A 22,054-nucleotide genomic window follows, 5' to 3' on the forward strand; every position below is an offset into this window, starting at 1 on the left:
GAAATTACTCTAAATTTATAATGCTTGAGTTTGTTCAGCCAAAGTATCCAGATAGTATCCAAATGCAAAATAAGCTACTACTGCAATCACAGAACAACAGATAAATACCCATATCGGACTAATCGTCAGCAAACTCTTAAGAGGCATGCTTTTACGATCGACATAGAATATTTGCCCATCTTGAGTTACCGCATTGCTAGACAACCCAGCAACCATTTTTTTCAAGCTATTTTGTGAATTTTGAAGAGCCATTTCATCTAAAATATAACGTCCCTTGAAGCCCAAATTGATTACACTCAAATATGCCTCAGCGATCAAAGAATTGGCACTGCCTGTTTTGCACAGCTTTTCAATTTTGTCGCACAATACATCGCCCGCATTGTATGATTGGAAGAAATGTACTTGCATGGGATTCATTTCCCACACTTCTCGATCACTTCCTTGCAGATTCTGCAGTGCAACCTCATCCAAAAGCGCACACTGCGCATAAGAAATCTCTTCAATCTCCTCTGCACTACGACCAGAGTTTGCTAAATTTTTTCTTAAATTCTCTACCAAAGTTTTGCCATATTCATACCATGTTGAGGCATGCTCGGGACTAAAACCTGCCGATAATGCGGATACGGTCAAAGCAGTATCTCTTAATTCACTTCGAATCAATGGATTATGGTTCATATTAAATACTCACTACTGCAAACAAGCTTAAATGTAAATTGGGTATAGATGTTGGAACGTAAATACTACATACCTGCGATTGCATCATTCTTGAAAATGCCACATGCCGTTTGTCTAATCTGAAGTAAACATTATCCATTCGGAACGGCAAACCAGGAGGGGTTTGATTCAACAACTGCAAAGGCACTCCCATTACTGCCGTATTGATAACGCGTTCCACGTCTTCAGGTGCACCAATTTTGCTGACCAATGGCAATTGCTTCTGCAATTCAGCAAAAACAACGGAATCAGAATGTACCGAGATATAAAACTCCGCATTATCATCAATTCTGCTGTCAAATATCTGAGCTCGCCAATGTGTGGATTTTGTATGTTCTAACGACAATTCGATAACAGGCGATGGAATGACTTCATCTAACAGACTGCGGATTTTCAACTCCAAACGGTTGAAGGTTCCAAACAGATCAAAATGATCGTATGGTTCCATCTCATTCACAGATTCACTCACCCTGAATGTATACAACATACCAAGCAGACGCACTAAGAGTTTATAAAGCTCCTCAGGATGTTGCTGCGGGTAATCATTCAAATGTTTCAATTCAGGATAAATCGTATTTAATCCATGCAAGAACCAGAACAAGGTTGAGTCAGACACAGAAAAATCGACCGTATTTTCACTACGCGCCCGGCGGCGGGCAGATAAGTTATCTATACGGGACAACACCAGCAAAGTGATTCTATTCAGACATGAAAGTAAAACTTCCGAACCTGTAATCGACAATAATGGAGGGATGTAGTCTTTAGACCAAATCAATGCCCCATTCTCGTTTTTCTCCACTACGCCGATGGGGCATGTAATGTAATCGTCATTATCCTCGAAATCAAAACGAATTTGTAAATTTAATTGCTCAACGGCAAGTTCTGCCTCCTCAGCGGAAAATAAATCCTCAACTTGCTCAAACTTTTTCACAAACCGTCTGGGGGTATTTCCAGCCCCGTTTTCATCCACCAAATTCGGTACATGCGCTTGATAAACTGGGAGAGCCAGCAACACTGTATTTCTTGCTCTCATAGGCAGGCTATTGATGTCACGAACTTCAACAGAGCCACTGCCCGACTGCAAATCAATCAAGGTTCCGTCCGGCAGGCAGGCCTGAAGTTCATTCAATTTAATTTTTCCTAACTCAAGTGTCTGCTGATCGAACTCGCAACGAAAACATCCCCACTTGAATTCGCCCATCAATTTTATTACTGTTGCATAAATGTAACTATTAAAAACGTTCTGCTGTTGGAAGTGCTGAGGAGAGAGCAAGACACCCTCTTCCCATAATGGTTTATGAAATTTCACTGTTTATACCTTTTAAATACCTTTTGTCAGATAAATTTTGAATGCAATAGACAACAGTATACCTAACATTTATACTATTTAGATAGAAATATATCCAAATTTAGTATTTATATTTCATTTGAAACGAAAGATTTTCCCTTCAACACATAACAGAGAATAGGATTAGCCGTGAGCAAAAGTTTCCAAAACGAAGTTCCACCTTCACGTATCAATATCAAACTAGACCTCCATACCGGAGGCGCACAGAAAAAAGTCGAGCTTCCGCTCAAACTTTTAGTCACCGGTGATTACAGTAATGGTCAAGACAAACGCGATCTTGCCGAAAAAGAAAAAGTCAATATCAACAAAAACAACTTTGATTCCGTATTGTCCGACTTCAATCCTAAAGCCAACCTGACTGTGAAAAACACCCTCTCCCCTGCCGGCGGCGAGATGAACATCAATTTGAATTTCAAATCTATGCGGGATTTCCATCCGGAACAAATTGCACAAAATGTTCCCGAGCTGCGCGCTTTATTGGCTATGCGTAACCTGCTCCGTGACTTGAAATCCAACCTGTTGGACGATTCGGCATTCCGTCGCGAACTGGAAACCATCTTGCGTGACGAAAATCTATCTGCCGAACTGCGCGACCGCCTCGAAAAAATTGCACCTGTTAACAAATAAAACACAAGGTCGTCTGAAAACACCCGTAAGGATTTAAAATATGCAAAAACGCCAAGAAGCCCAAACAACCGTTATAGAACAAGAAAACACAGCCAGTGTTTATGAAGCGCTGTGCCAAAAAATCAATTTAAACGCCGTCGACTCCGTCATCGACATCGAACAGTTCCAAAGCGCCGAAAAAATGTCCGAAGCCTCTGCGGATGAACGCATCGCAGCAGCGGTCAGCGTATTTTTAAAGATGATTCAAGATTCATCTCAAAAAGTAGAACGCCTCGACAAAAGCCTGTTGGACTACCACATCGCACGCATTGACGAACAGCTCAGCCACCAATTAGATGAAATCCTCCATAACGAAGAATTCCAAAAAATCGAATCTGCATGGCGCGGTCTGAAATTCTTGGTTGACCGTACAGACTTCCGTCACAATGTTAAAATCGAAATCCTCGACGTCTCAAAAGAAGACTTGATTCAAGACTTTGAAGATGCGCCGGAAATCGTCCAAAGCGGACTGTATCGCCACACCTATAGCAACGAATACGACACCCCGGGCGGCGAACCTATCGGCGCAGTCATCTCCAACTACGAATTTGACCGCAGCCCGCAAGACATGGCTTTGCTGCGCAATATTTCACGCGTCTCCGCTTCTGCACACATGCCATTCATCGGCTCTGTCGGCCCATCTTTCTTCGGTAAAGAAAGCATGGAAGAAGTCGCCGGCATTCAGGACTTGGCGAACTATATGGACCGTGCCGAATACATCAAATGGAAAAGCTTCCGCGAGACCGATGATGCGCGCTATATCGGCCTGACCCTGCCCCGCTTCCTTGCCCGTCTGCCTTACGGTAGCGATACAGTTCCTGTACGCAGCTTCAATTACGAAGAACAAGTTAAAGGCACCGAACACGATCGTTACTTATGGGCAAACGCATCCTTTGCCTTTGCTGCCAACATGGTTCGCAGCTTTATTAACAATGGCTGGTGCGTCCAAATCCGCGGACCACAAGCCGGTGGTTTGATCGAAGATTTGCCTATCCATATGTATGATTTGGGCACTGGCAACCAAGTGAAAATTCCTACCGAAGTTCTGATTCCTGAAACCCGCGAATTTGAATTTGCCAATTTGGGCTTCGTACCGCTGTCTTTCTATAAAAACCGCGATTACGCCTGCTTCTTCTCGGCCAACTCAGCACAAAAACCTGCGCTCTACGAAACCAAAGAAGCGACGGCAAACAGCCGCATCAATGCCCGTCTGCCTTATGTTTTCTTGCTCTCCCGTCTGGCCCACTATCTCAAACTGATCCAACGCGAAAACATTGGCACAACCAAAGACCGCCGCATGCTCGAACTGGAATTGAACAATTGGATCAATACCTTGGTTACTGAAATGACAGATCCAAGCGACGAATTGCAAGCAACGCATCCTTTGCGTGAAGCCAAAGTTTTGGTTGAAGATATCGAAGACAACCCCGGCTTCTTTAAAGTGCGCCTGTTTGCCCGTCCTCACTTCCAAATCGAAGGCTTGGATGTGAACCTGTCCTTGGTATCTCAAATGCCGAAAGAGAAAAAATAAACCATTGGATAACGGTATCGCATGATTTGTCTTCCATATATTCAGACAATGAATCATTAAGACAGCAAATCCTTAGCAGTTTGCTGTCGAAGACAATCTAAAATGGTGCTGAACTCAAGCGGTCGTTCTGTATTTGCTACATGAACGACCGCTTTATTTTTTGGCAAATGAAATTCGTTAGGACGACATCGCGTTTTCTCCTTATATTGTCTCAACATATAGTGGATTAAATTTAAATCAGAACAAGGCGACGAAGCCGCAGACAGTACAGATATGTAGAAACTAGTAGCGTTGTTTACAGTATTTCCAGGAGAATACTGAAACATGAACATGCACAAAAACACCCGTCTTACCCCGCACCACCGCCAAGCCATTTGGCTGGCCTACACGCAGGGGAAGGAAAGCGTCACCTCCCTGGCACGCCGCTACCAAGTCAGCCGCGTCACCATTTACCGCGCACTTAAAGCCGCAAGAGGCAGACTGCTCAAACCCCAAACCAGTACCAACAACCGTTTCAAACAGGCAAAGTACGGAATGAAACGCCTGGCCAAGGTAGAACGCGGCATTCAGGAAAAACTCAAAAGGCAGGCCAAACGCTACAATAAATCCTACCCCGGAGAGCCGGTACATCTCGATACCAAACGGCTGCCGCTGCTCAAAGGGCAGAAAGCTACCGATAAGCGGGATTACCTGTTTGTCGCCATTGACGATTTCTCAAGGGAGCTATACGCCGCCATTTTGCCGGACAAAACCGCAGACAGTGCCGCCAAGTTTCTGACCGAACACCTGATTGATCCCTGTCCATACCTGATTGAGTGCGTTTACTCCGACAACGGTACGGAATATAAAGGCTCGGCCAACCATGCTTTCGGTGTAGCCTGTTATGAGAACGGGATTGGTCAAAAGTTTACCCGGGTTGCCCGTCCGCAGACCAACGGTAAGGCGGAACGGGTTATCCGCACCCTGATGGAGATGTGGCATGAGAAACAGTTGTTTGACAGTCCGGAACACCGGCGAAAGGAGTTGTGCCGCTTTGTTAATTTCTATAACACTGTGAAGCCGCACCGCAGTTTGAACGGCGATACGCCGTTTGAGGTCTTGCAGGCTTATTTTTCTCAATCTGTGGTGTAAACAACGCAACGTTTTCCTACAGCTAAGGCGAGGCAACGCCGTACTGGTTTAAAGTTAATCCACTATATTGTCTAAACGCACTTCAGCCATCTCCTTGTTCCATTATTCTTTTATAAAAACCAAAAGGTCGTCTGAAACCATTTCAGACGACCTTTTTATGCGTTTATATCTTTACTTTTATTCCCACTCAATCGTGGCAGGCGGTTTGCCGCTTACGTCGTAAACCACGCGGTTGATGCCTTTGACTTCGTTGATGATGCGGTTGGACACGCGACCGAGCAGTGAGTATGGCAGTTCTGCCCAGTGTGCGGTCATGAAGTCGCTGGTGATGACTGCACGCAGTGCGACGACATAGTCGTAAGTGCGCCCGTCGCCCATTACGCCGACGGATTTTACGGGCAGGAACACGGCGAAGGCTTGGCTGGTCAGGTCATACCAAGATGTACCGTTTTCGTCGGTAGTGTTGCGCAATTCTTGGATGAAAATGTCATCCGCTTGACGCAGCAAGTCGGCGTATTCTTTTTTCACTTCGCCCAAGATGCGCACGCCCAAACCAGGGCCTGGGAACGGATGGCGGTACACCATTTCGCGCGGTAAGCCCAAAGCGACGCCCAGTTCGCGCACTTCGTCCTTGAACAAGTCGCGCAGCGGCTCAAGCAGCTTGAGCTTCATGTTTTCGGGCAGACCGCCGACGTTGTGGTGCGATTTGATGGCGTGGGCTTTTTTGGTTTTCGCGCCTGCGGATTCGATTACGTCGGGGTAAATAGTGCCTTGTGCCAGCCATTTGGCGTTGGTGAGTTTTTTCTCTTCGGCATCAAATACTTCGATAAATTCCGCGCCGATGATTTTACGTTTTTTCTCAGGGTCGGTAACGCCGGCAAGTTTCGCCATGAATTGCTCTTCGGCATCGACGTGAATCACTTTCACACCCAAGTTGCGGGCGAACATATCCATCACCATTTTGCCTTCGTTCAAACGCAAGAGGCCGTGATCGACGAATACGCAAGTCAGTTGGTCGCCGATGGCGCGGTGAATCAGCGCGGCGGCTACGGAAGAGTCCACGCCGCCCGACAGACCCAAAATCACTTCGTCGCTGCCGACCTGTTCGCGGATTTTGGCAACGGCTTCTTCGATGTAGTTCGGCATCGTCCAGCTCGGTTGCGCGCCGCAGATGTCCAAGACAAAGCGGTTCAACAGGGCGCGGCCTTGTTTGGTGTGGGTCACTTCGGGGTGGAATTGGATGCCGTAGAATTGTTTTTCGACATTTTCCATCATGGCAATCGGGCATGACGGAGTATCGCCGATAACGGCAAAGCCGTTGGGCAGCTTGGACACTTTGTCGCCGTGGCTCATCCATACGTCCAGCGTGTTTGGCGCGTCGTCGTAAATATCGCGGGTCAGTTCGCTGTCGATGGTTTTAACTTGCGCGTAACCGAATTCGCGCTGGTTGCCGGGCTGCACTTCGCCACCCAAGTGGTGCGCCATAAACTGCATTCCGTAGCAGATGCCCAAAACCGGAATACCCAAATCGAAGATGCCGGTATCGGCTTGATAGTCGGATTCGTAAACGGAATTGGGGCCGCCGGAGAGGATGATGCCTTTAGGATTGAAGGCTTTGATTTCGTCCAAAGGCATGTCGAAGGAATGCAGCTCGCAGTAAACATGGGCTTCGCGCACGCGGCGGGCGATAAGCTGGGTAACTTGCGAACCGAAGTCGAGAATGAGGATTTTGTCTTGGGTCATGGTGCTAAGACTTTTCTAAAAGGGGATTATAAGAGATATGAAAATCAAAAGATTAACTGATTTTTTAGTTATCCTTGCTTAGGGATATATGTCAAGATCAAATCGGCGTCTTTTTTATTAAGTATAGTTCTTTCTGTTTCGCTTTCTGCTCTCTGCTTTTTCAGCCATATGACTTCTGTACCCAATAATTCAGCATACTTATCTAGTAAATCACGGGTCTCACCTTTTGTCCGTGCTGCGGAAATGGCGATATCCGGTTGATGATCCTCGAAAAATTTAATATTTTTTTCTGTCTCTGTCCTATTATCTCCAAATGTAGTGATACAGATTTTTAATTTTTTGTACTGCAATAAAACTCTTTTGTCTTTAGTGTTTGGCTTTTTTTCTGGTACTAACTTATAACCATATTCTGGTTCCTGCAGTTTATCAATAACCAAATCCAATGTGGTTGTTTTACCAGAGTTCCCTACGTTGTATAGACCAATGACTTTCATATCTTTAATCTCATCTTTACTAGTTAGTCAAATCAGCAAATGGAAAATCTATAATACGGCTTCACAGCCCATACTCCACTTACTTTTGTTTATTAAAATTTTCTGTCAGAAAAACGGCATCAAAAAAGGTCGTCTGAAAACGGCGGATTATACCATTTTCAGACGACCTTTGCAGGGAGAGGGGCTTAGTTATCCTGCTGTTTATGCTGCTTATAAGGCACCATGTCGCTGCGCGAAAGCAGCAGCAGGCAGCCCAGCACCATCATTCCCAAAGCAACCAGCGGCGAATAGCCGAGCCAGTATTGATTGTGCAGATACACCGCCGCGCCGATATACACCAGCAGCGGGCCGGAAACGATAGACTGCTTGTTGACGCCGTCCATCACCAAAACCGCAATCCCCGCCAGCACCATACCGGCGGACACGATGGTCGAAGTTGCGGGCAGGATGTCCGTCGTTTTCAAAAACCAAACGGCACCGAAGATAATCAAAAACAGCGGCAGGAAAAGCGAAGAGCGGGACATGGCGTTACTCCGTAAAATTTCAGACGACCCTGATTATTGGGTCGCAGGGGTCATCTGAAAAGCCTGAAGAAAGCAATCTTGGGTATGTTTTTGCAAACATAGGGCTTGATGTGTAAACGGCGGGTATAGTGGATTAACTTTAAACCAGTACGGCGTTGCCTCGCCTTAGCTCAAAGAGAACGATTCTCTAAGGTGCTGAAGCACCAAGTGAATCGGTTCCGTACTATCTGTACTGTCTGCGGCTTCGTCGCCTTGTCTTGATTTAAATCTAATCCACTATACATGTTTGCGGCAACATCGGTGTCATGCGGTCAATTCAAGCTGCTACCAGCCTCAGCGCACATTTTTCATCAAACGTTGTTTTTCGCGTTTCCAGTCGGCTTCTTTCAGGCTTTGGCGTTTGTCGTGTTGTTTTTTACCCTTCGCCAAGCCGATTTCCATTTTGATTTTGCCGCGCGTGAAGTGCAGATTCAACGGGACGATGGTATAACCCGCGCGCTCGGTTTTACCGATGAGCTTGTTGATTTCGGATTGTTTGAGCAAAAGCTTGCGCGGACGGACGGGGTCGGGTTTGACGTGTGTCGAGGCAGTCGGCAGCGCGGTAATATGGCAGCCGACCAGATAAAAAGCGTCTTTTTTCCAGTAGATATAGCTTTCTTTCAACTGCACCCTCGCGGCGCGGATGGCTTTGACTTCCCAACCTTCCAATACCAAACCGGCTTCGAGCTGGTCTTCGATAAAGAAGTCGTGAAAGGCTTTTTTATTATTGGCAATACTCATTATTTTGATTCTTCTATACTTTTCAGACGAGCTATTCTATCAGCGCGTCCTAGAAATGAAAATGTTTAAATGTGAATGGATGCGATATGCCGACCGCGCGCCCTACCCTTTATTTTTTTCCATCAATAGAAACAACATGACGGCGTTTAATATCAGGATATCGTCGCTCGAAGCTGCTTGGGTTTCTTTGTGCAAACTGAATTTGCCCTCCCACAACGCCCTCAATTTCTTCAAACGATACACCACCGTATCGTCGGGTCGGGTAATCAAATAAGTCGGATTGAAGAAAAGACCTGTCAGCCAACCCAGATACGGAACCTCTCCTACCATTTTATCCAACACAGCCACCCAAGGATTTTTTTCGCGGATATGGAAGAGCAACTGACCTTCCGCGTCCGTCACCTGATAGCTCGTGCGCCAAAGCGACTTGACCCCTTCATGTACCACTTTCCCCAAAACCGTACCGGAAGCATTCTGAATGACATAGGTCGCACCAAAATCAATAACCCTGTCCGCCTGAATCGTAAACACAGGCGTATTCTGATCGCGATTAGGGAAAACCTGAATCGACTCTTTGAGCTTAAACATTAGACCTTTTGCGAAAGTATCCTGAAGATTTACAATTCCCAAATGAAATACGAAAACCTCATCCAAAGAAGCGACAGGGAATTCAAACGGCTCACAGGTGTAACGCCCGTCCTTTTTCACGAAATGCTGAAAGTCACCACAGAAGCAGAAAGCCGGAAGGTCAAGTCAGGCAGGCCGCATACGCTCAGCTTGGCAGACCAACTGCTGCTTACCCTGAGCTATCTGCGTCATTACCATACCCAACTCGAATTGGCCGCCATCTACGGCCTTTCTGAAAGTAATGTCTGCCGCACCATCCGTAAAACCGAGGACGCCCTCATCCGTTGCAAACGCTTTTCCCTGCCAAAACACAAGAATCTGGGCGATCAAACGGTCATCATTGACGTTACCGAAAGCCCGATTGAACGTCCCAAAAAAACAGCGGCAGTATTACAGCGGCAAGAAAAAGCGGCACACGGTTAAAATCCAGGTCATATACGGCAGAGAAACTGAAAAAATCATCAGCATCCGGACGGGGATGGGTGCTCAGCATGACATGCGTTTAGCCAAGAGGCACCTTGCAGAGCTTTATCCCTACAAAATAGTCATTGCGGATAAGGGTTATCAAGGATTGGCTAAAACCGGATTACAGACCCCGAAAAAGAAATCCAAACATCATCCGCTGAACAAACAGGATAAAGAGGCGAACAGGCGGTTAGGCAAACTCAGAACCGTCATCGAGCACATCAACAGGAAACTGAAGATATTCAAAATCTTGTCGCTGCCTTACCGCAACAGGCGGAAACGGTTCGGGTTAAGGGTAAATCTGATTGCAGGACTGGTTAATGCGATGGGATGAATATTTTCGCAAGAGGTCTATTTTCTGCCGCGTATAAGCGATTTCGTTCCCCGCTTCGTCTCTGACAAAAAAATCATTGGCAATGGATAAAAGTTTGAAATGGAAATTAAGCGGAAAGTTGAGACTGCTTACCTCCTTAGAAACACTCATGTTTTCATACATTTTTATATAATCAATCATCACATTTTTCCTTACCCGTTTATAGCATATCAATTGAAAGGTCGTCTGAAAGCCATTGTGCGGTTTTCAGACGACCTTTTTGCACCATTTATTGCGCCTTCAATCGGTTCAACAACGTTTTGACCGTACCGCCGTAATACGCGCTTGAAGTACAGTACACCGTTTCCAAGCCGCATTGCCCTTGCGAACCGTATTTCTTAATACACTGGTTCAGCGCGACCTGATGCACGCTCTTAAAGCGCGGCGAAGTAATCACCACCGCATTATCCGTCGTCAGTTTGCCTTCTGCTTTCGGGTAAGCGACGGCGATGCAGGTGTTATGAAGCGGAACAACGGATTTACAGCCTGTCGCCTCGCCGTTTTGCACGCCGGAAAGTGTGTCCTGCCCTCGGCAAAACGCCTCCAGCTCCGCATTTGCCTCGATTTGCGACATATTTTCTTTTGTCGTTTTAATCAGCAGCGCATCATTGCCGTCATGCGGATTCTGCCACATGGCGAGATAACCATAAGTATCCGCTGCATTCGCGCCCGCTGACAAAATGGTGGCGATAAGTGCCATTACAATTTTTTTCATTATTGATTCCAAATGCTTATGTCGTTATGTTTGACTGTCATCATTATAAAGCAAAGCCCATGGCGAATATATGCCTGCATCACTTTTCATTTCAAGTCCCTTGTTACAAGGTCGTCTGAAATGTAGGAAAACGTTGCGTTGTTTACACCACAGATTGAGAAAAATAAGCCTGCAAGACCTCAAACGGCGTATCGCCGTTCAAACTGCGGTGCGGCTTCACAGTGTTATAGAAATTAACAAAGCGGCACAACTCCTTTCGCCGGTGTTCCGGACTGTCAAACAACTGTTTCTCATGCCACATCTCCATCAGGGTGCGGATAACCCGTTCCGCCTTACCGTTGGTCTGCGGACGGGCAACCCGGGTAAACTTTTGACCAATCCCGTTCTCATAACAGGCTACACCGAAAGCATGGTTGGCCGAGCCTTTATATTCCGTACCGTTGTCGGAGTAAACGCACTCAATCAGGTATGGACAGGGATCAATCAGGTGTTCGGTCAGAAACTTGGCGGCACTGTCTGCGGTTTTGTCCGGCAAAATGGCGGCGTATAGCTCCCTTGAGAAATCGTCAATGGCGACAAACAGGTAATCCCGCTTATCGGTAGCTTTCTGCCCTTTGAGCAGCGGCAGCCGTTTGGTATCGAGATGTACCGGCTCTCCGGGGTAGGATTTATTGTAGCGTTTGGCCTGCCTTTTGAGTTTTTCCTGAATGCCGCGTTCTACCTTGGCCAGGCGTTTCATTCCGTACTTTGCCTGTTTGAAACGGTTGTTGGTACTGGTTTGGGGTTTGAGCAGTCTGCCTCTTGCGGCTTTAAGTGCGCGGTAAATGGTGACGCGGCTGACTTGGTAGCGGCGTGCCAGGGAGGTGACGCTTTCCTTCCCCTGCGTGTAGGCCAGCCAAATGGCTTGGCGGTGGTGCGGGGTGAGACGGGTGTTTTTGTGCATGTTCATGTTTCAGTATTCTCCTGGAAATACTGTAAACAACGCTACTAGTTTCTACATCTGAAAAATGCCTACGCTTGCGGCGGTTTTTTGTGTTTCACACATTCTGCGGCATATTGCTCGCCCCAACGGTGCATCGCCTCGATAACGGGCATTAATGTCTGCCCGAACGCCGTCAACGAATACTCCACCTTCGGCGGAACCTGCGGATACACTTCGCGATGGACAATACCGTCGTTCTCCAATTCGCGCAGCTGCAACGTCAACATCCGCTGGGTAACACCCGCCAGCAGACGCTGCAATTCGTTGAATCGTCGGGTTTCCCCGTGTAAATAATATAAAATCAATACCTTCCATTTCCCACCGATAATATCCAAAGTATTAACGACCGGACAGCAGGCGCCGTGTGTCGGTTCTGTTTCCGCCATTATTGACCTCCGAATGACAGTATAAAAATTGTGCGTACTTGTTAATAAGTTTGTACCCCATATAATACATGCAACAAAGTATGGCAACCACGACATTATTAATTTCATTACACAAAGGTCGTCTGAAAAGGTTTCAGACGACCCCACAAGAAGGAACCTCATTATGCGCAACGTCAAACAAATCTACCGTGCAAACAGCCAACACTGGGTCGGCGACGGATTCCTCGTCCAACCCCTGTTCTCCCACATGGGCGACGACCGCGGCACCAACCCTTTCCTGATGCTTGACTACGCCGCACCCTATGAATTCTCCGCCAATGAAGCCCGCAGCCCGCGCGGTGTCGGGCAACACCCGCACAAAGGCTTTGAAACCGTTACCATCGCCTACCACGGCGAAGTGGCACACCGCGACTCCAGCGGCGGGGGCGGCATCATTCACGAAGGCGACGTGCAATGGATGACCGCAGGCTCGGGCATCATCCATGAAGAATTCCACTCCGAAAACTTCAGCAAAAAAGGCGGACTGTTTGAAATGGTCCAACTTTGGGTCAACCTGCCCGCCAAAGACAAAAACACGCCGCCGCGCTATCAGCATCTCGCCAAAGCCAGTATCCCCGTTGTTGAGTTCCCTGGCGAGGCGGGCTACCTGCGGCTGATTGCAGGAAAATATAAAGGCGTAAAAGGCGCAGCCGACACCTTCACCGAAATGAATGTCTGGGACATCATTTTGAATGCCGGTAAAAAAACCGTATTGGAAATACCCGAAACCCACAATCTGTCTATGGTCGTCCTACGGGGCAACGTTACCTTCAACAGCAAAGAGCAGGCGGGCGCAGGAGAGCTGGTCGGCTTTGAACAAAACGGCGGCAACGTGTATATAGAAGCCGGCAGCGAAGAAGTCAAAATCCTTTTGCTCTCCGGCGTCCCGATTGACGAACCCGTCGTCGGCTATGGTCCGTTTGTGATGAATACCGCCGAAGAAATCCGCCAAGCCATCAGCGATTTCAAAAGCGGCAAATTCGGCAGCATCGATTGAGCATCCGAGCCGAAACAAAATAGGCTGTATCCACAGGCAGACTTCTCATGCTGAAAACGGATATCACGCGTTTCACTATAGTGGATTAAATTTAAATCAGAACAAGGCGACGAAGCCGCAGACAGTACAGATAGTACGGAACCGATTCACTTGGTGCTTCAGCACCTTAGAGAATCGTTCTCTTTGAGCTAAGGCGAGGCAACGCCGTACTGGTTTAAAGTTAATCCACTATAAAATCCAATAGACAATGGTTTCGGCTATACTGTCGGCTGTCGCGGCGTTGGTCCATTTTGCTATGCGCAATCTTCGAGCCCTCGCCCGATACCGATAACCGATTCATTTCGCTCTATTTATTTTCCAGTCAACTTCCAAAAAGGAAACCCTTATGGCTCAAATTACCTTCCACGACAACCCTGTCCACACTTCCGGCGACCTGCCCGCCGTCGGTCAAGCCGCGCCTGCATTCAGCCTGACTGCTGGCGATCTGTCCGACAAAACTTTGGCGGACTTTGCAGGCAAGCGCAAAGTTTTGAACATTTTCCCAAGCATTGATACCGGCGTGTGCGCCCAATCCGTGCGCACCTTCAACAAACGCGCGTCTTCTTTGGACAACGCGGTCGTATTGTGCATCTCCGCCGACCTGCCGTTTGCCCAAGCGCGTTTCTGCGGCGCGGAAGGTTTGGACAATGTGGTAAACCTGTCCACATTCCGCAGCAGCTTTGTCGCTGATTACGGCGTCACCCTGACCGACAGCCCGTTGCGCGGACTGACTGCGCGTGCCGTTGTAGTTTTGGACGAAAACGACAAAGTCCTGCACAGCGAACTGGTTGGCGAAATCGCCAACGAGCCTGATTACGACGCGGCTTTGGCTGTTTTGTAAACAAGGGTTTTAGAGCTGAAAAAGGTCGTCTGAAAAGTTTCAGACGACCTTTTGTCTTTCTTCCTAAACTATTTTGCAGGCGGCTTCAATTCAAACACTTCGGGATGCGCCTTGAAATACTCTACGGCGATAAATCCGCCGCCGATGATGATCACCAGGAACACCGCCATGACAATCATAGCAAGGATGAATTTATCCGAAGGATGGGCGTCGGGCTTGCGTTTATCCGCCATTATTGCATCTCCGAGAGCCAGTCGCGGGCAGTGAGAAACTCGTTCAGCCGCGCTTCGGGCGAACCATCTTCCGGCGCGTATTGATACTCGAAACGCACCAAAGGCGGCATGGACATCAAAATGCTTTCCGTGCGTCCGCCGCTTTGCAGGCCGAACAGCGTGCCCCTGTCCCAAACCAAATTAAATTCTACATAACGCCCGCGCCGGTAAAGCTGGAAATCGCGCTCGCGTTCGCCGTACGGCGTGTTTTTGCGTTTCGCCACAATCGGCAGATACGCCCCGATATAGCCTTCGCCGACCGCCTTGATGAAATTCAGGCAGGTGTCGAAATCCCAGCGGTTCAAATCGTCGAAGAACAAACCACCCACGCCGCGCGTTTCGCCGCGGTGTTTCAGATAAAAATATTCGTCGCACCATTTTTTGAACTCGGGATAAACCGCTTCCCCAAACGGCGCGCATACGTCCCGCGCGACCGTGTGCCAATGCAAAATATCTTCTTCAAACGGATAAAACGGCGTCAAATCAAAGCCGCCGCCAAACCACCACACAGGCTCTCCACCTTCCGGATACGCGATAAAAAAGCGCACGTTCGCATGGCTGGTCGGCACATACGGATTTTTCGGATGAATCACCAGCGACACGCCCATCGCTTCAAACGCCGCGCCCTCCAATTCAGGGCGGTGCACCGTCGCCGAAGCGGGCATTTTACTGCCCTTCACATGCGAAAAATTCACGCCCGCCTGCTCGAATACCGCGCCGTTTTTCAACACGCGGGTTTCGCCCACGCCCAATTTGCCCGTCCATTCTTCACGCGCAAACACCGCCCCGCCGTCTTCTTGCTCAAGCGCGGCGCAGATTTGGTTTTGCAGGTTTTTCAATACGGTTAAAACGGCTTCGGTGTGCATGGCGGGTTCCTTATGGATGGGGTCGTCTGAAAACCGTATTTTAATACGGCGCGCCGAATATTTATCAGAATTGCTGAAAAACGGGATGAAACAAGGTTCGCATTCGCTCAAAACGTCGTCTGAAATCTTGGATTTAAGTTTTCAGACGACCTTTTTGATTTCCTCAACCCTGTTTGCGCCTCGTCTGAAAAAACGCCTGCAAAACGGCTTTGCATTCGTCTTCCAAGATGCCGCCTTTGATTGCCGTGTGTTTGTTCAGCAGCGGGTTGGCAAACAGATTGACAACGCTGCCCGCAGCTCCGGTTTTGGGCTCTGCCGCGCCGTAGATGACGCGGCGGATGCGGGCTTGGATGATGGCGGAGGCGCACATGGCGCAGGGTTCGAGCGTGATGTAGAGGTCGCACTCGTCGAGGCGGTAGTTTTGAAGGGCATTACCTGCGGCGGCAAGGGCGCGGATTTCGGCGTGGCGGCTGATGTCGTGGTCGCTGACGCAGGTGTTGTGTGCGGCGGCGATGATTTGATTGTTGGAGACGACGACCGCGCCGACAGGGATTTCGCCAATGCGGACGGATTGTTCTGCCTGCGCCAAGGCAGCGCGCATGAAGGTTTCCATTTCAGACGACGTGGGGAAAACGGCAACGGGCGGATGGTTCTTAACGGCTTGCTCCAAAGCGGTTTTCTGCGTTTGCGGCAGCTCTTGCGACTTGATACCGAGCAGCAGGGCTTCGAGTTGCCAAAGCGTGCTGCGGGTGACTGTCAGTCCGGCGGCTTTGAGCAGCAGGAAGGCTTGGACGGAACCGGTGTCGCGCAGCTCCTCTACGCTGCGGATGCCGAGGGCTTGCAGGGCGGCTAAGGTTTGCGGGGCGACGGGCGGTGTGGTCAACAGGGTCGGCATGGCGTTTTAGATTTGGAAATGGCGGCGGACGAGTGCCAAGGTTGTCTGAACGTGGTTGCCGTCGGTGTAGGGGTCGATGCTGTGCGCCAATGGGATTTTGCGCAACCAAGTGAGTTGGCGTTTGGCAAGCTGGCGGGTGGCGGCAATGCCTTTTTCGACAAAGGTGTCGTAATCGGTCAAGCCTTCGAGGTAATCCCATGCCTGCCGGTAGCCGACGCAGCGCATAGACGGCATATCGGCGGTCAGTTCGGGGTATTTTTGGCGCAGGGCGCGCATTTCGTCGATGAAGCCTTGTTCCAGCATTTGTGTGAAACGGCGGGCGATGTTTTCGTGCAGCAAGGCGCGGTTTTCGGGAATCAGGGCGGTGGTGCAGAGATCGAGCGGCGGAGTGTAATCGGCTTTTTCGGCAAAATGCGCACTCAAGGGCTTGCCGGTCAGTCGGTACACTTCCAAAGCGCGTTCGATACGTTGGCTGTCGTTCGGTTTCAGACGACCTGCGGTTTCAGGGTCTATGGTTTGCAGGTTTTGATACAGATGCGCCAAGCCGTATCGTTGTTTTTCTTCCTGCAACCGGGCGCGCACGGCGGCATCGGCTTCGGGCAGGTCGTTCAAGCCCTCTGTCAGCGCGTGGAAATACATCATCGTGCCGCCGACAATCAAAGGCAGCCTGCCGCGCGCGTGGATTTCCTCCGCCAGCCGCACGCAGTCACCGACAAACTCTGCCGCGCTGTAAGACTCCGTGGGCGGGATGATGTCGATAAGGTGGTGCGGCACGGCATCAAGCTCGGCGGCGGTCGGCTTTGCCGTGCCGATGTCCATATCGCGGTACAACAGCGCGGAATCGAGGCTGATGATTTCGACCGGCAGGGCTTCGGCGATTTTCAAGGCAAGGGCGGTTTTCCCGCCGGCAGTCGGGCCGAGGATGGCAAAGGCTTTTGGGGTGTTCATATCAAAAGGGGCGTGGGGAAACGGACGGATTATAGCAAAAGGTCGTCTGAAATCATTGCTTCATTCAAGATAAATATCTGTATCGACACCCGATTTCCCCCAATTTTTCTCAAACTACGAAAGAGTCAAAATATCGGTCTGCCCTAGTTTCTTTAATCTAAAGCAGGTAGAATGGCAACCGTTGCCTGATGCGGGCGAACACCCGCACCATCCGACGCACACTACCAAAATACAATCATATATAAATAATTAGGAGCACTAAAATGGAACATAAGCTGCCACAACTGCCTTATGAACTGGACGCATTGTCCCCGCATCTGAGCAAAGAGACTTTGGAGTTCCACTACGGCAAACACCATCAAACCTACATCACCAATCTGAACAATCAAATCAAAGGTACCGAATTTGAAAACCTGCCTTTGGAAGAGATTGTGAAAAAATCTTCAGGCGGCGTGTTCAACAACGCAGCCCAGACTTGGAACCACACCTTCTACTGGCTGGGTTTCACGCCTAAAGGTCAAGGCAAACCTTCCGGCGAGCTGGCCGCCGCCATCGACGCCAAATGGGGCAGCTTCGAGAAATTCCAAGAAGCATTCTCCGCTTGCGCGGCAGGTACTTTCGGCTCCGGTTGGGCATGGCTGGTAAAAACCCCTGCCGGCGAATTGGATTTGGTTTCCACTTCCAACGCGGTCACTCCGCTGACCACTAAAAACACTCCGCTGCTGACCTGCGACGTATGGGAACACGCCTACTACATCGACTACCGCAACAGCCGCCCCAACTACCTGAAAGGTTTCTGGGAAATCGTCAACTGGGACGAAGTCGCCAAACGCTTTGCCGCTTAAGTTGAATGCTTAAAACAAAAGGTCGTCTGAAAATTTTCAGACGACCTTTTTTGTTGGACAACGCGGTATCAATGTTGCTTAATATCCGCTATTGATTTGACTTTAGCATCAGCCTCTTTTCGCTGGACGGCTTGGTTTCGAGCCGAAAGAATCGTTGGCTTTACGTTTACCTTTAAAGCCTTCGCCGCCTTTCTTAAATCCTTCTTTTTTGAAACCTTCGCTGCGTGATTTGCCACCAAAGCCTTCTTTGCCCGGTTTCTTATCGCCGCGCCAGCCGCTGGATTTTCTATCGCCCCAGCCGCCTTTGCCTTTCGGTTTGCCGCCTGCGGATTTGCGCTTGCGGGTCGGCTCCATGCCTTCGACGGTCACTTCGTTCAGCTTACGGTCAATATATTTTTCGATTTTGTGCACTTTGACGTATTCGTTCACTTCGGCAAAGGTAATCGCAATACCCGTGCGCCCTGCCCGTCCGGTACGGCCGATGCGGTGAACGTAGTCTTCCGCCTGTTTCGGCAGGTCGTAGTTGATAACGTGGGTAATGGTCGGCACGTCAATACCGCGTGCGGCAACGTCGGTGGCAACCAAAATTTTGCAGCGGCCTTTGCGCAAATCCATCAGCGTGCGGTTTCGCCAGCCCTGCGGCATGTCGCCGTGCAGGCAGTTGGCAGCGAAACCTTTTTCGTACAAATCGTCGGCGATGACTTCGGTCATGGCTTTGGTGGATGTGAAGATGACGCATTGGTCGATGTTGGCGTCGCGCAGGATGTGGTCGAGCAGGCGGTTTTTGTGGCGCATATCGTCGCAATAAAGCAGCTGCTCTTCGATTTTGCCTTGATCGTCCACGCGCTCGACTTCGACGACTTCAGGGTTTTTCGTCAGTTTGCGCGCCAGTTTGCCAACTGCACCGTCCCAAGTGGCGGAAAACAATAAAGTCTGACGGTCGGTCGGAGTGGCTTCGACGATGGTTTCGATGTCGTCGATAAAACCCATGTCCAGCATACGGTCGGCTTCGTCCAAAATTAGCACTTCCAAGCGGTCAAAATCGACTTTGCCGCTTTGCATCAAGTCCATCAGACGGCCCGGCGTGGCGACAATCAGGTCAACCGGTTTGCTCAGGGCGCGGGTTTGGTAGCCGAAAGATGCGCCGCCGACGATGCTGACGGTGCGGAACCAGCGCATATTTTTAGCGTACGCCAGCGCGTTTTTCTCGACTTGTGCCGCCAATTCGCGGGTCGGCGTCAACACCAACGCGCGCGGGCCTTTGCCCGGTTTTTCGCTGCGCTTGGTCAGCCGCTGCAAAGTCGGCAGCAGAAAGGCGGCGGTTTTGCCGGAGCCGGTTTGCGCCGAAGCCATGATGTCGCGGCCTTCCAAAGCAAACGGAATGGCTTGCGCCTGAATCGGTGTCGGGCTTTCGTAACCCTCGCTGCGTACGGCGGACAAGATGTTTTTATCAAGGTTCAAATCGGCAAATTTAATAGACATGGCTATCCTAAAGAGACAACAACGCGCACGCCTGAACAGTTTTCAGACGACCTGAAGCAAAGGAAAGTAACGATACGGGAAATGTGAAGTTACAGGGTTGTCGCAAGCATCTTGCTTGTAGTTAACATCGACGACAACCTGCACAGAAAGGCTTGGCAAATATGCAAGCAATAAAAGAAACGAGCCCGAAACGGCGGTTTAGGTTGGAAGACGATGGCTTCGTATAAAAAGGTGAACGGCGGATAATATCGATTTTATGGATAACGGTCAAGCAAAAAGGCATCAAGTGCGTTAAAATTCAAACCCTTCCCAATCCTCATTCAGGCCGTCTGAAACCATGACCGACATCACACCCTTCGCCAACCGCATGGGCAAAAACATCAAACACCTCATGAAATGGGCGAAACGCAACGGCATCGAAGCCTGGCGCATTTACGACCGCGACATCCCCCAATTCCCCTTCGCCGTCGATGTTTACGGCGACCAAATCCACCTTCAGGAATACGATACCGGCTGGCTGATGCAGCCCGAAGAATACGAAGCGTGGCTTGCCGAAGTATTGGAAGCCGTCGCCTTCGTTACCGGTTTTGCGCCCGAACAAATCCACTTCAAACGCCGCGAACGCCAAAAAGGCTTGCAGCAATACGAGAAAACCGGTAAAACCGGCGACGATTTCGTCATCACCGAAAACGGCCGCAAGTTTTGGGTCAACCTCGACAAATACCTCGACACCGGCCTCTTTCTCGATCACCGCAACACGCGCAAAAAAGTCGGCGAAACCGCAGCGGGCAAACGCTTCCTAAACCTGTTTTCCTACACCGGCAGCTTCACCGTCTATGCAGCCACCGGCGGCACAGCGTCCAGCGAAACCGTCGATTTGTCCAACACTTATCTCGATTGGGCGAAACGCAATTTCGAACTCAACGGCATCAGCCCCGAACAACACAAAATCGTCCGCGCCGACGTGTTCCAATACCTGCAAAACGCCGCCGCCGAAGGCAAACAGTTCGACCTTATCGTCATGGATCCGCCCAGCTTCTCCAACAGCAAAAAGATGCTCGACATCCTCGACATCCAGTGCGACCACAAAAAACTGATTGACGGCGCAATGAACCTGCTCGCTTCAGACGGCATTTTTTACTTCTCCAACAACTTGCGCAGCTTCGTCTTGGACGACTCGGTATTGGAACAATACGCCGTCAAAGACATTTCCAAACAATCCGTTCCCGACGATTTCCGCAACAAGAAAATCCATCAGTGTTGGGAAATCAGACATAAAGTCTGACTGCCCTAGTCGTTGGTTGAAATACCCAACGGTTTATCTGCCCAAAGGTCGTCTGAAAACTCCGTTTGGTGTTTTCAGACGACCTTTTCTCAATATAGGCAGGCATCACGCCGCCCCTTCAAGGTATAATCAGCCCCATATCACTTCACAACAAGGAACACACAAGATGGATTGGAAAGGACGCGAACAGAGTCAAAACGTAGAAGACCGACGCGGCAGCAGCGGTGGAGGCGGCGGCGGTAGAACGCCCGGCATCCTCGGCATCATCGTCGTTTTGGTCGGTGCTTATTACGGCGTTGATTTGAGCGGCTTGGTCGGCACTCCTTCCATGGGTACGGGTTCAACCCAAACTTCCCAGCTCAAGCCTCAAGAAGAAGCCGAACTGAACGAACTTGCCCGCGTCGTCCTTGCCGATACGGAAAAAGCTTGGGGCAGCTATTTCAAGCAAATCGGACGAACCTACACCCCGACCACCATGGTGTTATACAACGGCGGCACATCAACCGCCTGCGGCATGGGCCAATCAGCAATGGGCCCGTTTTACTGCCCGGGCGACCAAAAAGTCTATCTCGACTTAGACTTCTATAGAGATATGCAGACCAAACTCAACTCCGCCAGCGATGCTGCGTTTGCCTATGTGATCGCACACGAAGTCGGACACCACGTCCAAAACCTGCTCGGCATCCTGCCCAAAGTCCACAGAATGCAGCAGCAGGTCGGCAAAAAAGAAGCCAATGTCCTTTCCGTCAAACTCGAATTGCAGGCGGACTGCTACGCAGGCATTTGGGGGCATTACGCCGTCAACAATAATATCTTCAAAGCCGAAGACATCACCAAAGCCATGCTGGCTGCCGAATCCGTCGGCGACGACCGCCTGCAGAAAGAGGGGCAGGGCTATGTCGTTCCCGACAGCTTTACACACGGTTCGTCCGAACAGCGCATGGCATGGCTCAAACGCGGTTTGGACAGCGGCGACATCAACCAATGCAACACTTTTGGTAACTGATTGAAACCGCAGTAAATGTTATTTGATGTAACCTCCAAAGGTCGTCTGAAAGCCTTCAGA

Annotated in this window: 24 protein-coding genes; 9 read left to right on the forward strand and 15 right to left on the reverse strand. The window is 49.6% G+C overall.

Annotated elements, in window-relative coordinates:
- Positions 1-15: 15 nt before the first annotated feature.
- Together ACMYUL_RS01140 and tssK are read right to left on the reverse strand one after the other, a co-directional pair.
- On the reverse strand, positions 16-675 hold the full coding sequence (locus ACMYUL_RS01140) for a DotU family type IV/VI secretion system protein (protein WP_070513967.1): 660 nt from the start codon (positions 673-675) through the stop codon (positions 16-18).
- Position 676: 1 nt separating this feature from the next.
- Positions 677-2,023, reverse strand: a complete 1,347-nt coding sequence (gene tssK, locus ACMYUL_RS01145) for a type VI secretion system baseplate subunit TssK (RefSeq protein WP_415771637.1) — start codon at positions 2,021-2,023, stop codon at positions 677-679.
- Between the two features lie 168 nt (positions 2,024-2,191).
- On the opposite strand from tssK, the gene tssB reads away from it, so the two are divergent.
- The 3 genes from tssB (at position 2,192) to ACMYUL_RS01160 (ending at position 5,390) form a co-directional block, all read left to right on the forward strand.
- Positions 2,192-2,689 carry a type VI secretion system contractile sheath small subunit gene (tssB, locus tag ACMYUL_RS01150; RefSeq protein ID WP_003760099.1) on the forward strand — a complete coding sequence of 166 codons (498 nt, stop codon included), beginning with the start codon at positions 2,192-2,194 and terminating at the stop codon, positions 2,687-2,689.
- Between the two features lie 40 nt (positions 2,690-2,729).
- Positions 2,730-4,259: a type VI secretion system contractile sheath large subunit gene (gene tssC, locus ACMYUL_RS01155; protein WP_070513963.1), complete on the forward strand. Its 1,530-nt coding sequence runs from the start codon at positions 2,730-2,732 to the stop codon at positions 4,257-4,259.
- Positions 4,260-4,583: 324 nt separating this feature from the next.
- Positions 4,584-5,390, forward strand: a complete 807-nt coding sequence (locus tag ACMYUL_RS01160; protein WP_070512209.1) for an integrase core domain-containing protein — start codon at positions 4,584-4,586, stop codon at positions 5,388-5,390.
- A 177-nt stretch (positions 5,391-5,567) separates the two neighbouring features.
- Here the strand turns inward: ACMYUL_RS01160 and guaA are convergent, their stop codons facing one another.
- From guaA to ACMYUL_RS01185, 5 genes are all read right to left on the reverse strand, one after another.
- On the reverse strand, positions 5,568-7,133 hold the full coding sequence (guaA, locus tag ACMYUL_RS01165) for a glutamine-hydrolyzing GMP synthase (RefSeq protein WP_003740869.1): 1,566 nt from the start codon (positions 7,131-7,133) through the stop codon (positions 5,568-5,570).
- Between the two features lie 68 nt (positions 7,134-7,201).
- The gene (locus tag ACMYUL_RS01170) at positions 7,202-7,627 is read right to left on the reverse strand and encodes a hypothetical protein (protein WP_415771641.1); all 426 of its coding nucleotides are present in this window, start codon (positions 7,625-7,627) and stop codon (positions 7,202-7,204) included.
- Positions 7,628-7,812: 185 nt separating this feature from the next.
- Positions 7,813-8,151 carry a hypothetical protein gene (locus ACMYUL_RS01175; protein WP_003760104.1) on the reverse strand — a complete coding sequence of 113 codons (339 nt, stop codon included), beginning with the start codon at positions 8,149-8,151 and terminating at the stop codon, positions 7,813-7,815.
- Between the two features lie 333 nt (positions 8,152-8,484).
- Positions 8,485-8,934 (reverse strand): SsrA-binding protein SmpB, encoded by a 450-nt coding sequence (smpB, locus tag ACMYUL_RS01180; RefSeq protein ID WP_283117806.1) that lies wholly within the window; start codon positions 8,932-8,934, stop codon positions 8,485-8,487.
- Positions 8,935-9,033: 99 nt separating this feature from the next.
- A complete protein-coding gene (locus ACMYUL_RS01185) occupies positions 9,034-9,519 on the reverse strand; it encodes a hypothetical protein (protein WP_415771642.1) in 486 nt (161 codons plus the stop codon).
- A gap of 42 nt (positions 9,520-9,561) precedes the next feature.
- Between ACMYUL_RS01185 and ACMYUL_RS01190 the strand changes: the two genes are divergently transcribed.
- Positions 9,562-10,357 (forward strand): IS5 family transposase gene (locus tag ACMYUL_RS01190; protein WP_415771101.1). Its coding sequence is split into 2 segments (ribosomal slippage): positions 9,562-9,927 and positions 9,929-10,357, totalling 795 coding nucleotides; the frame shifts between segments, so codons are not numbered across the junction.
- A gap of 268 nt (positions 10,358-10,625) precedes the next feature.
- Here ACMYUL_RS01190 and ACMYUL_RS01195 read toward each other — a convergent pair.
- The 3 genes from ACMYUL_RS01195 to ACMYUL_RS01205 form a co-directional block, all read right to left on the reverse strand.
- Positions 10,626-11,111, reverse strand: a complete 486-nt coding sequence (locus tag ACMYUL_RS01195) for a DUF4189 domain-containing protein (protein WP_049230273.1) — start codon at positions 11,109-11,111, stop codon at positions 10,626-10,628.
- A 142-nt stretch (positions 11,112-11,253) separates the two neighbouring features.
- Positions 11,254-12,060, reverse strand: coding sequence for an integrase core domain-containing protein (locus ACMYUL_RS01200; RefSeq protein ID WP_070512209.1), 807 nt, complete (start codon positions 12,058-12,060; stop codon positions 11,254-11,256).
- Positions 12,061-12,122: 62 nt separating this feature from the next.
- A complete protein-coding gene (locus ACMYUL_RS01205) occupies positions 12,123-12,479 on the reverse strand; it encodes a helix-turn-helix domain-containing protein (protein WP_342031246.1) in 357 nt (118 codons plus the stop codon).
- Between the two features lie 163 nt (positions 12,480-12,642).
- Here ACMYUL_RS01205 and ACMYUL_RS01210 point away from each other — a divergent pair, with 163 nt between their 5' ends.
- Positions 12,643-13,515 (forward strand): pirin family protein, encoded by an 873-nt coding sequence (locus tag ACMYUL_RS01210; protein ID WP_415771644.1) that lies wholly within the window; start codon positions 12,643-12,645, stop codon positions 13,513-13,515.
- Between the two features lie 385 nt (positions 13,516-13,900).
- Positions 13,901-14,395 carry a thiol peroxidase gene (tpx, locus tag ACMYUL_RS01215; RefSeq protein WP_415771646.1) on the forward strand — a complete coding sequence of 165 codons (495 nt, stop codon included), beginning with the start codon at positions 13,901-13,903 and terminating at the stop codon, positions 14,393-14,395.
- 68 nt (positions 14,396-14,463) lie between these two features.
- Here tpx and ACMYUL_RS01220 read toward each other — a convergent pair whose 3' ends face one another.
- The 4 genes from ACMYUL_RS01220 to miaA all read right to left on the reverse strand — a co-directional run bounded on the left by ACMYUL_RS01220 (position 14,464) and on the right by miaA (position 17,376).
- Positions 14,464-14,628, reverse strand: coding sequence for a hypothetical protein (locus tag ACMYUL_RS01220; protein ID WP_003760121.1), 165 nt, complete (start codon positions 14,626-14,628; stop codon positions 14,464-14,466).
- A complete protein-coding gene (hemF, locus tag ACMYUL_RS01225) occupies positions 14,628-15,533 on the reverse strand; it encodes an oxygen-dependent coproporphyrinogen oxidase (RefSeq protein ID WP_415771648.1) in 906 nt (301 codons plus the stop codon). Before hemF ends, ACMYUL_RS01220 begins: the two co-directional genes overlap by 1 nt.
- Before the next feature lie 163 nt (positions 15,534-15,696).
- Complete coding sequence (gene tadA / locus ACMYUL_RS01230; protein WP_415772854.1) at positions 15,697-16,419, reverse strand: tRNA adenosine(34) deaminase TadA; 723 nt, start codon at positions 16,417-16,419, stop codon at positions 15,697-15,699.
- 15 nt (positions 16,420-16,434) lie between these two features.
- Positions 16,435-17,376 carry a tRNA (adenosine(37)-N6)-dimethylallyltransferase MiaA gene (gene miaA, locus ACMYUL_RS01235; protein WP_415771650.1) on the reverse strand — a complete coding sequence of 314 codons (942 nt, stop codon included), beginning with the start codon at positions 17,374-17,376 and terminating at the stop codon, positions 16,435-16,437.
- A gap of 263 nt (positions 17,377-17,639) precedes the next feature.
- On the opposite strand from miaA, the gene ACMYUL_RS01240 reads away from it, so the two are divergent.
- A complete protein-coding gene (locus ACMYUL_RS01240; RefSeq protein ID WP_415771652.1) occupies positions 17,640-18,221 on the forward strand; it encodes a superoxide dismutase in 582 nt (193 codons plus the stop codon).
- 108 nt (positions 18,222-18,329) lie between these two features.
- Here ACMYUL_RS01240 and ACMYUL_RS01245 read toward each other — a convergent pair whose 3' ends face one another.
- Entirely contained in the window at positions 18,330-19,703 is a 1,374-nt protein-coding gene (locus ACMYUL_RS01245) for a DEAD/DEAH box helicase (RefSeq protein WP_415771654.1), read from the reverse strand.
- Positions 19,704-20,040: 337 nt separating this feature from the next.
- On the opposite strand from ACMYUL_RS01245, the gene ACMYUL_RS01250 reads away from it, so the two are divergent.
- Both ACMYUL_RS01250 and ACMYUL_RS01255 read left to right on the forward strand, forming a co-directional pair.
- A complete protein-coding gene (locus ACMYUL_RS01250) occupies positions 20,041-20,988 on the forward strand; it encodes a class I SAM-dependent methyltransferase (RefSeq protein WP_415771656.1) in 948 nt (315 codons plus the stop codon).
- A gap of 166 nt (positions 20,989-21,154) precedes the next feature.
- Positions 21,155-21,994, forward strand: coding sequence for a neutral zinc metallopeptidase (locus ACMYUL_RS01255; protein ID WP_415771658.1), 840 nt, complete (start codon positions 21,155-21,157; stop codon positions 21,992-21,994).
- The last annotated feature ends 60 nt before the right edge of the window (positions 21,995-22,054 follow it).

It is taken from the genome of Neisseria sp. CP9, from assembly GCF_047758525.1.
Lineage (GTDB): Bacteria > Pseudomonadota > Gammaproteobacteria > Burkholderiales > Neisseriaceae > Neisseria.

Excerpts from the sequence above, each read along its gene's own strand:
- tssC (WP_070513963.1), top strand. The coding sequence starts at position 2,730 with ATGCAAAAACGCCAAGAAGCCCAAACAACCGTTATAGAACAAGAAAAC.
- ACMYUL_RS01220 (WP_003760121.1), bottom strand. The coding sequence starts at position 14,628 with ATGGCGGATAAACGCAAGCCCGACGCCCATCCTTCGGATAAATTCATC.
- ACMYUL_RS01170 (WP_415771641.1), bottom strand. The coding sequence starts at position 7,627 with ATGAAAGTCATTGGTCTATACAACGTAGGGAACTCTGGTAAAACAACC.
- ACMYUL_RS01140 (WP_070513967.1), bottom strand. The coding sequence starts at position 675 with ATGAACCATAATCCATTGATTCGAAGTGAATTAAGAGATACTGCTTTG.
- guaA (WP_003740869.1), bottom strand. The coding sequence starts at position 7,133 with ATGACCCAAGACAAAATCCTCATTCTCGACTTCGGTTCGCAAGTTACC.
- hemF (WP_415771648.1), bottom strand. The coding sequence starts at position 15,533 with ATGCACACCGAAGCCGTTTTAACCGTATTGAAAAACCTGCAAAACCAA.
- ACMYUL_RS01185 (WP_415771642.1), bottom strand. The coding sequence starts at position 9,519 with ATGTTTAAGCTCAAAGAGTCGATTCAGGTTTTCCCTAATCGCGATCAG.
- ACMYUL_RS01250 (WP_415771656.1), top strand. The coding sequence starts at position 20,041 with ATGACCGACATCACACCCTTCGCCAACCGCATGGGCAAAAACATCAAA.
- ACMYUL_RS01210 (WP_415771644.1), top strand. The coding sequence starts at position 12,643 with ATGCGCAACGTCAAACAAATCTACCGTGCAAACAGCCAACACTGGGTC.
- ACMYUL_RS01240 (WP_415771652.1), top strand. The coding sequence starts at position 17,640 with ATGGAACATAAGCTGCCACAACTGCCTTATGAACTGGACGCATTGTCC.
- ACMYUL_RS01160 (WP_070512209.1), top strand. The coding sequence starts at position 4,584 with ATGAACATGCACAAAAACACCCGTCTTACCCCGCACCACCGCCAAGCC.
- ACMYUL_RS01175 (WP_003760104.1), bottom strand. The coding sequence starts at position 8,151 with ATGTCCCGCTCTTCGCTTTTCCTGCCGCTGTTTTTGATTATCTTCGGT.
- ACMYUL_RS01245 (WP_415771654.1), bottom strand. The coding sequence starts at position 19,703 with ATGTCTATTAAATTTGCCGATTTGAACCTTGATAAAAACATCTTGTCC.
- ACMYUL_RS01200 (WP_070512209.1), bottom strand. The coding sequence starts at position 12,060 with ATGAACATGCACAAAAACACCCGTCTCACCCCGCACCACCGCCAAGCC.
- ACMYUL_RS01205 (WP_342031246.1), bottom strand. The coding sequence starts at position 12,479 with ATGGCGGAAACAGAACCGACACACGGCGCCTGCTGTCCGGTCGTTAAT.
- miaA (WP_415771650.1), bottom strand. The coding sequence starts at position 17,376 with ATGAACACCCCAAAAGCCTTTGCCATCCTCGGCCCGACTGCCGGCGGG.
- ACMYUL_RS01255 (WP_415771658.1), top strand. The coding sequence starts at position 21,155 with ATGGATTGGAAAGGACGCGAACAGAGTCAAAACGTAGAAGACCGACGC.
- tpx (WP_415771646.1), top strand. The coding sequence starts at position 13,901 with ATGGCTCAAATTACCTTCCACGACAACCCTGTCCACACTTCCGGCGAC.
- ACMYUL_RS01195 (WP_049230273.1), bottom strand. The coding sequence starts at position 11,111 with ATGAAAAAAATTGTAATGGCACTTATCGCCACCATTTTGTCAGCGGGC.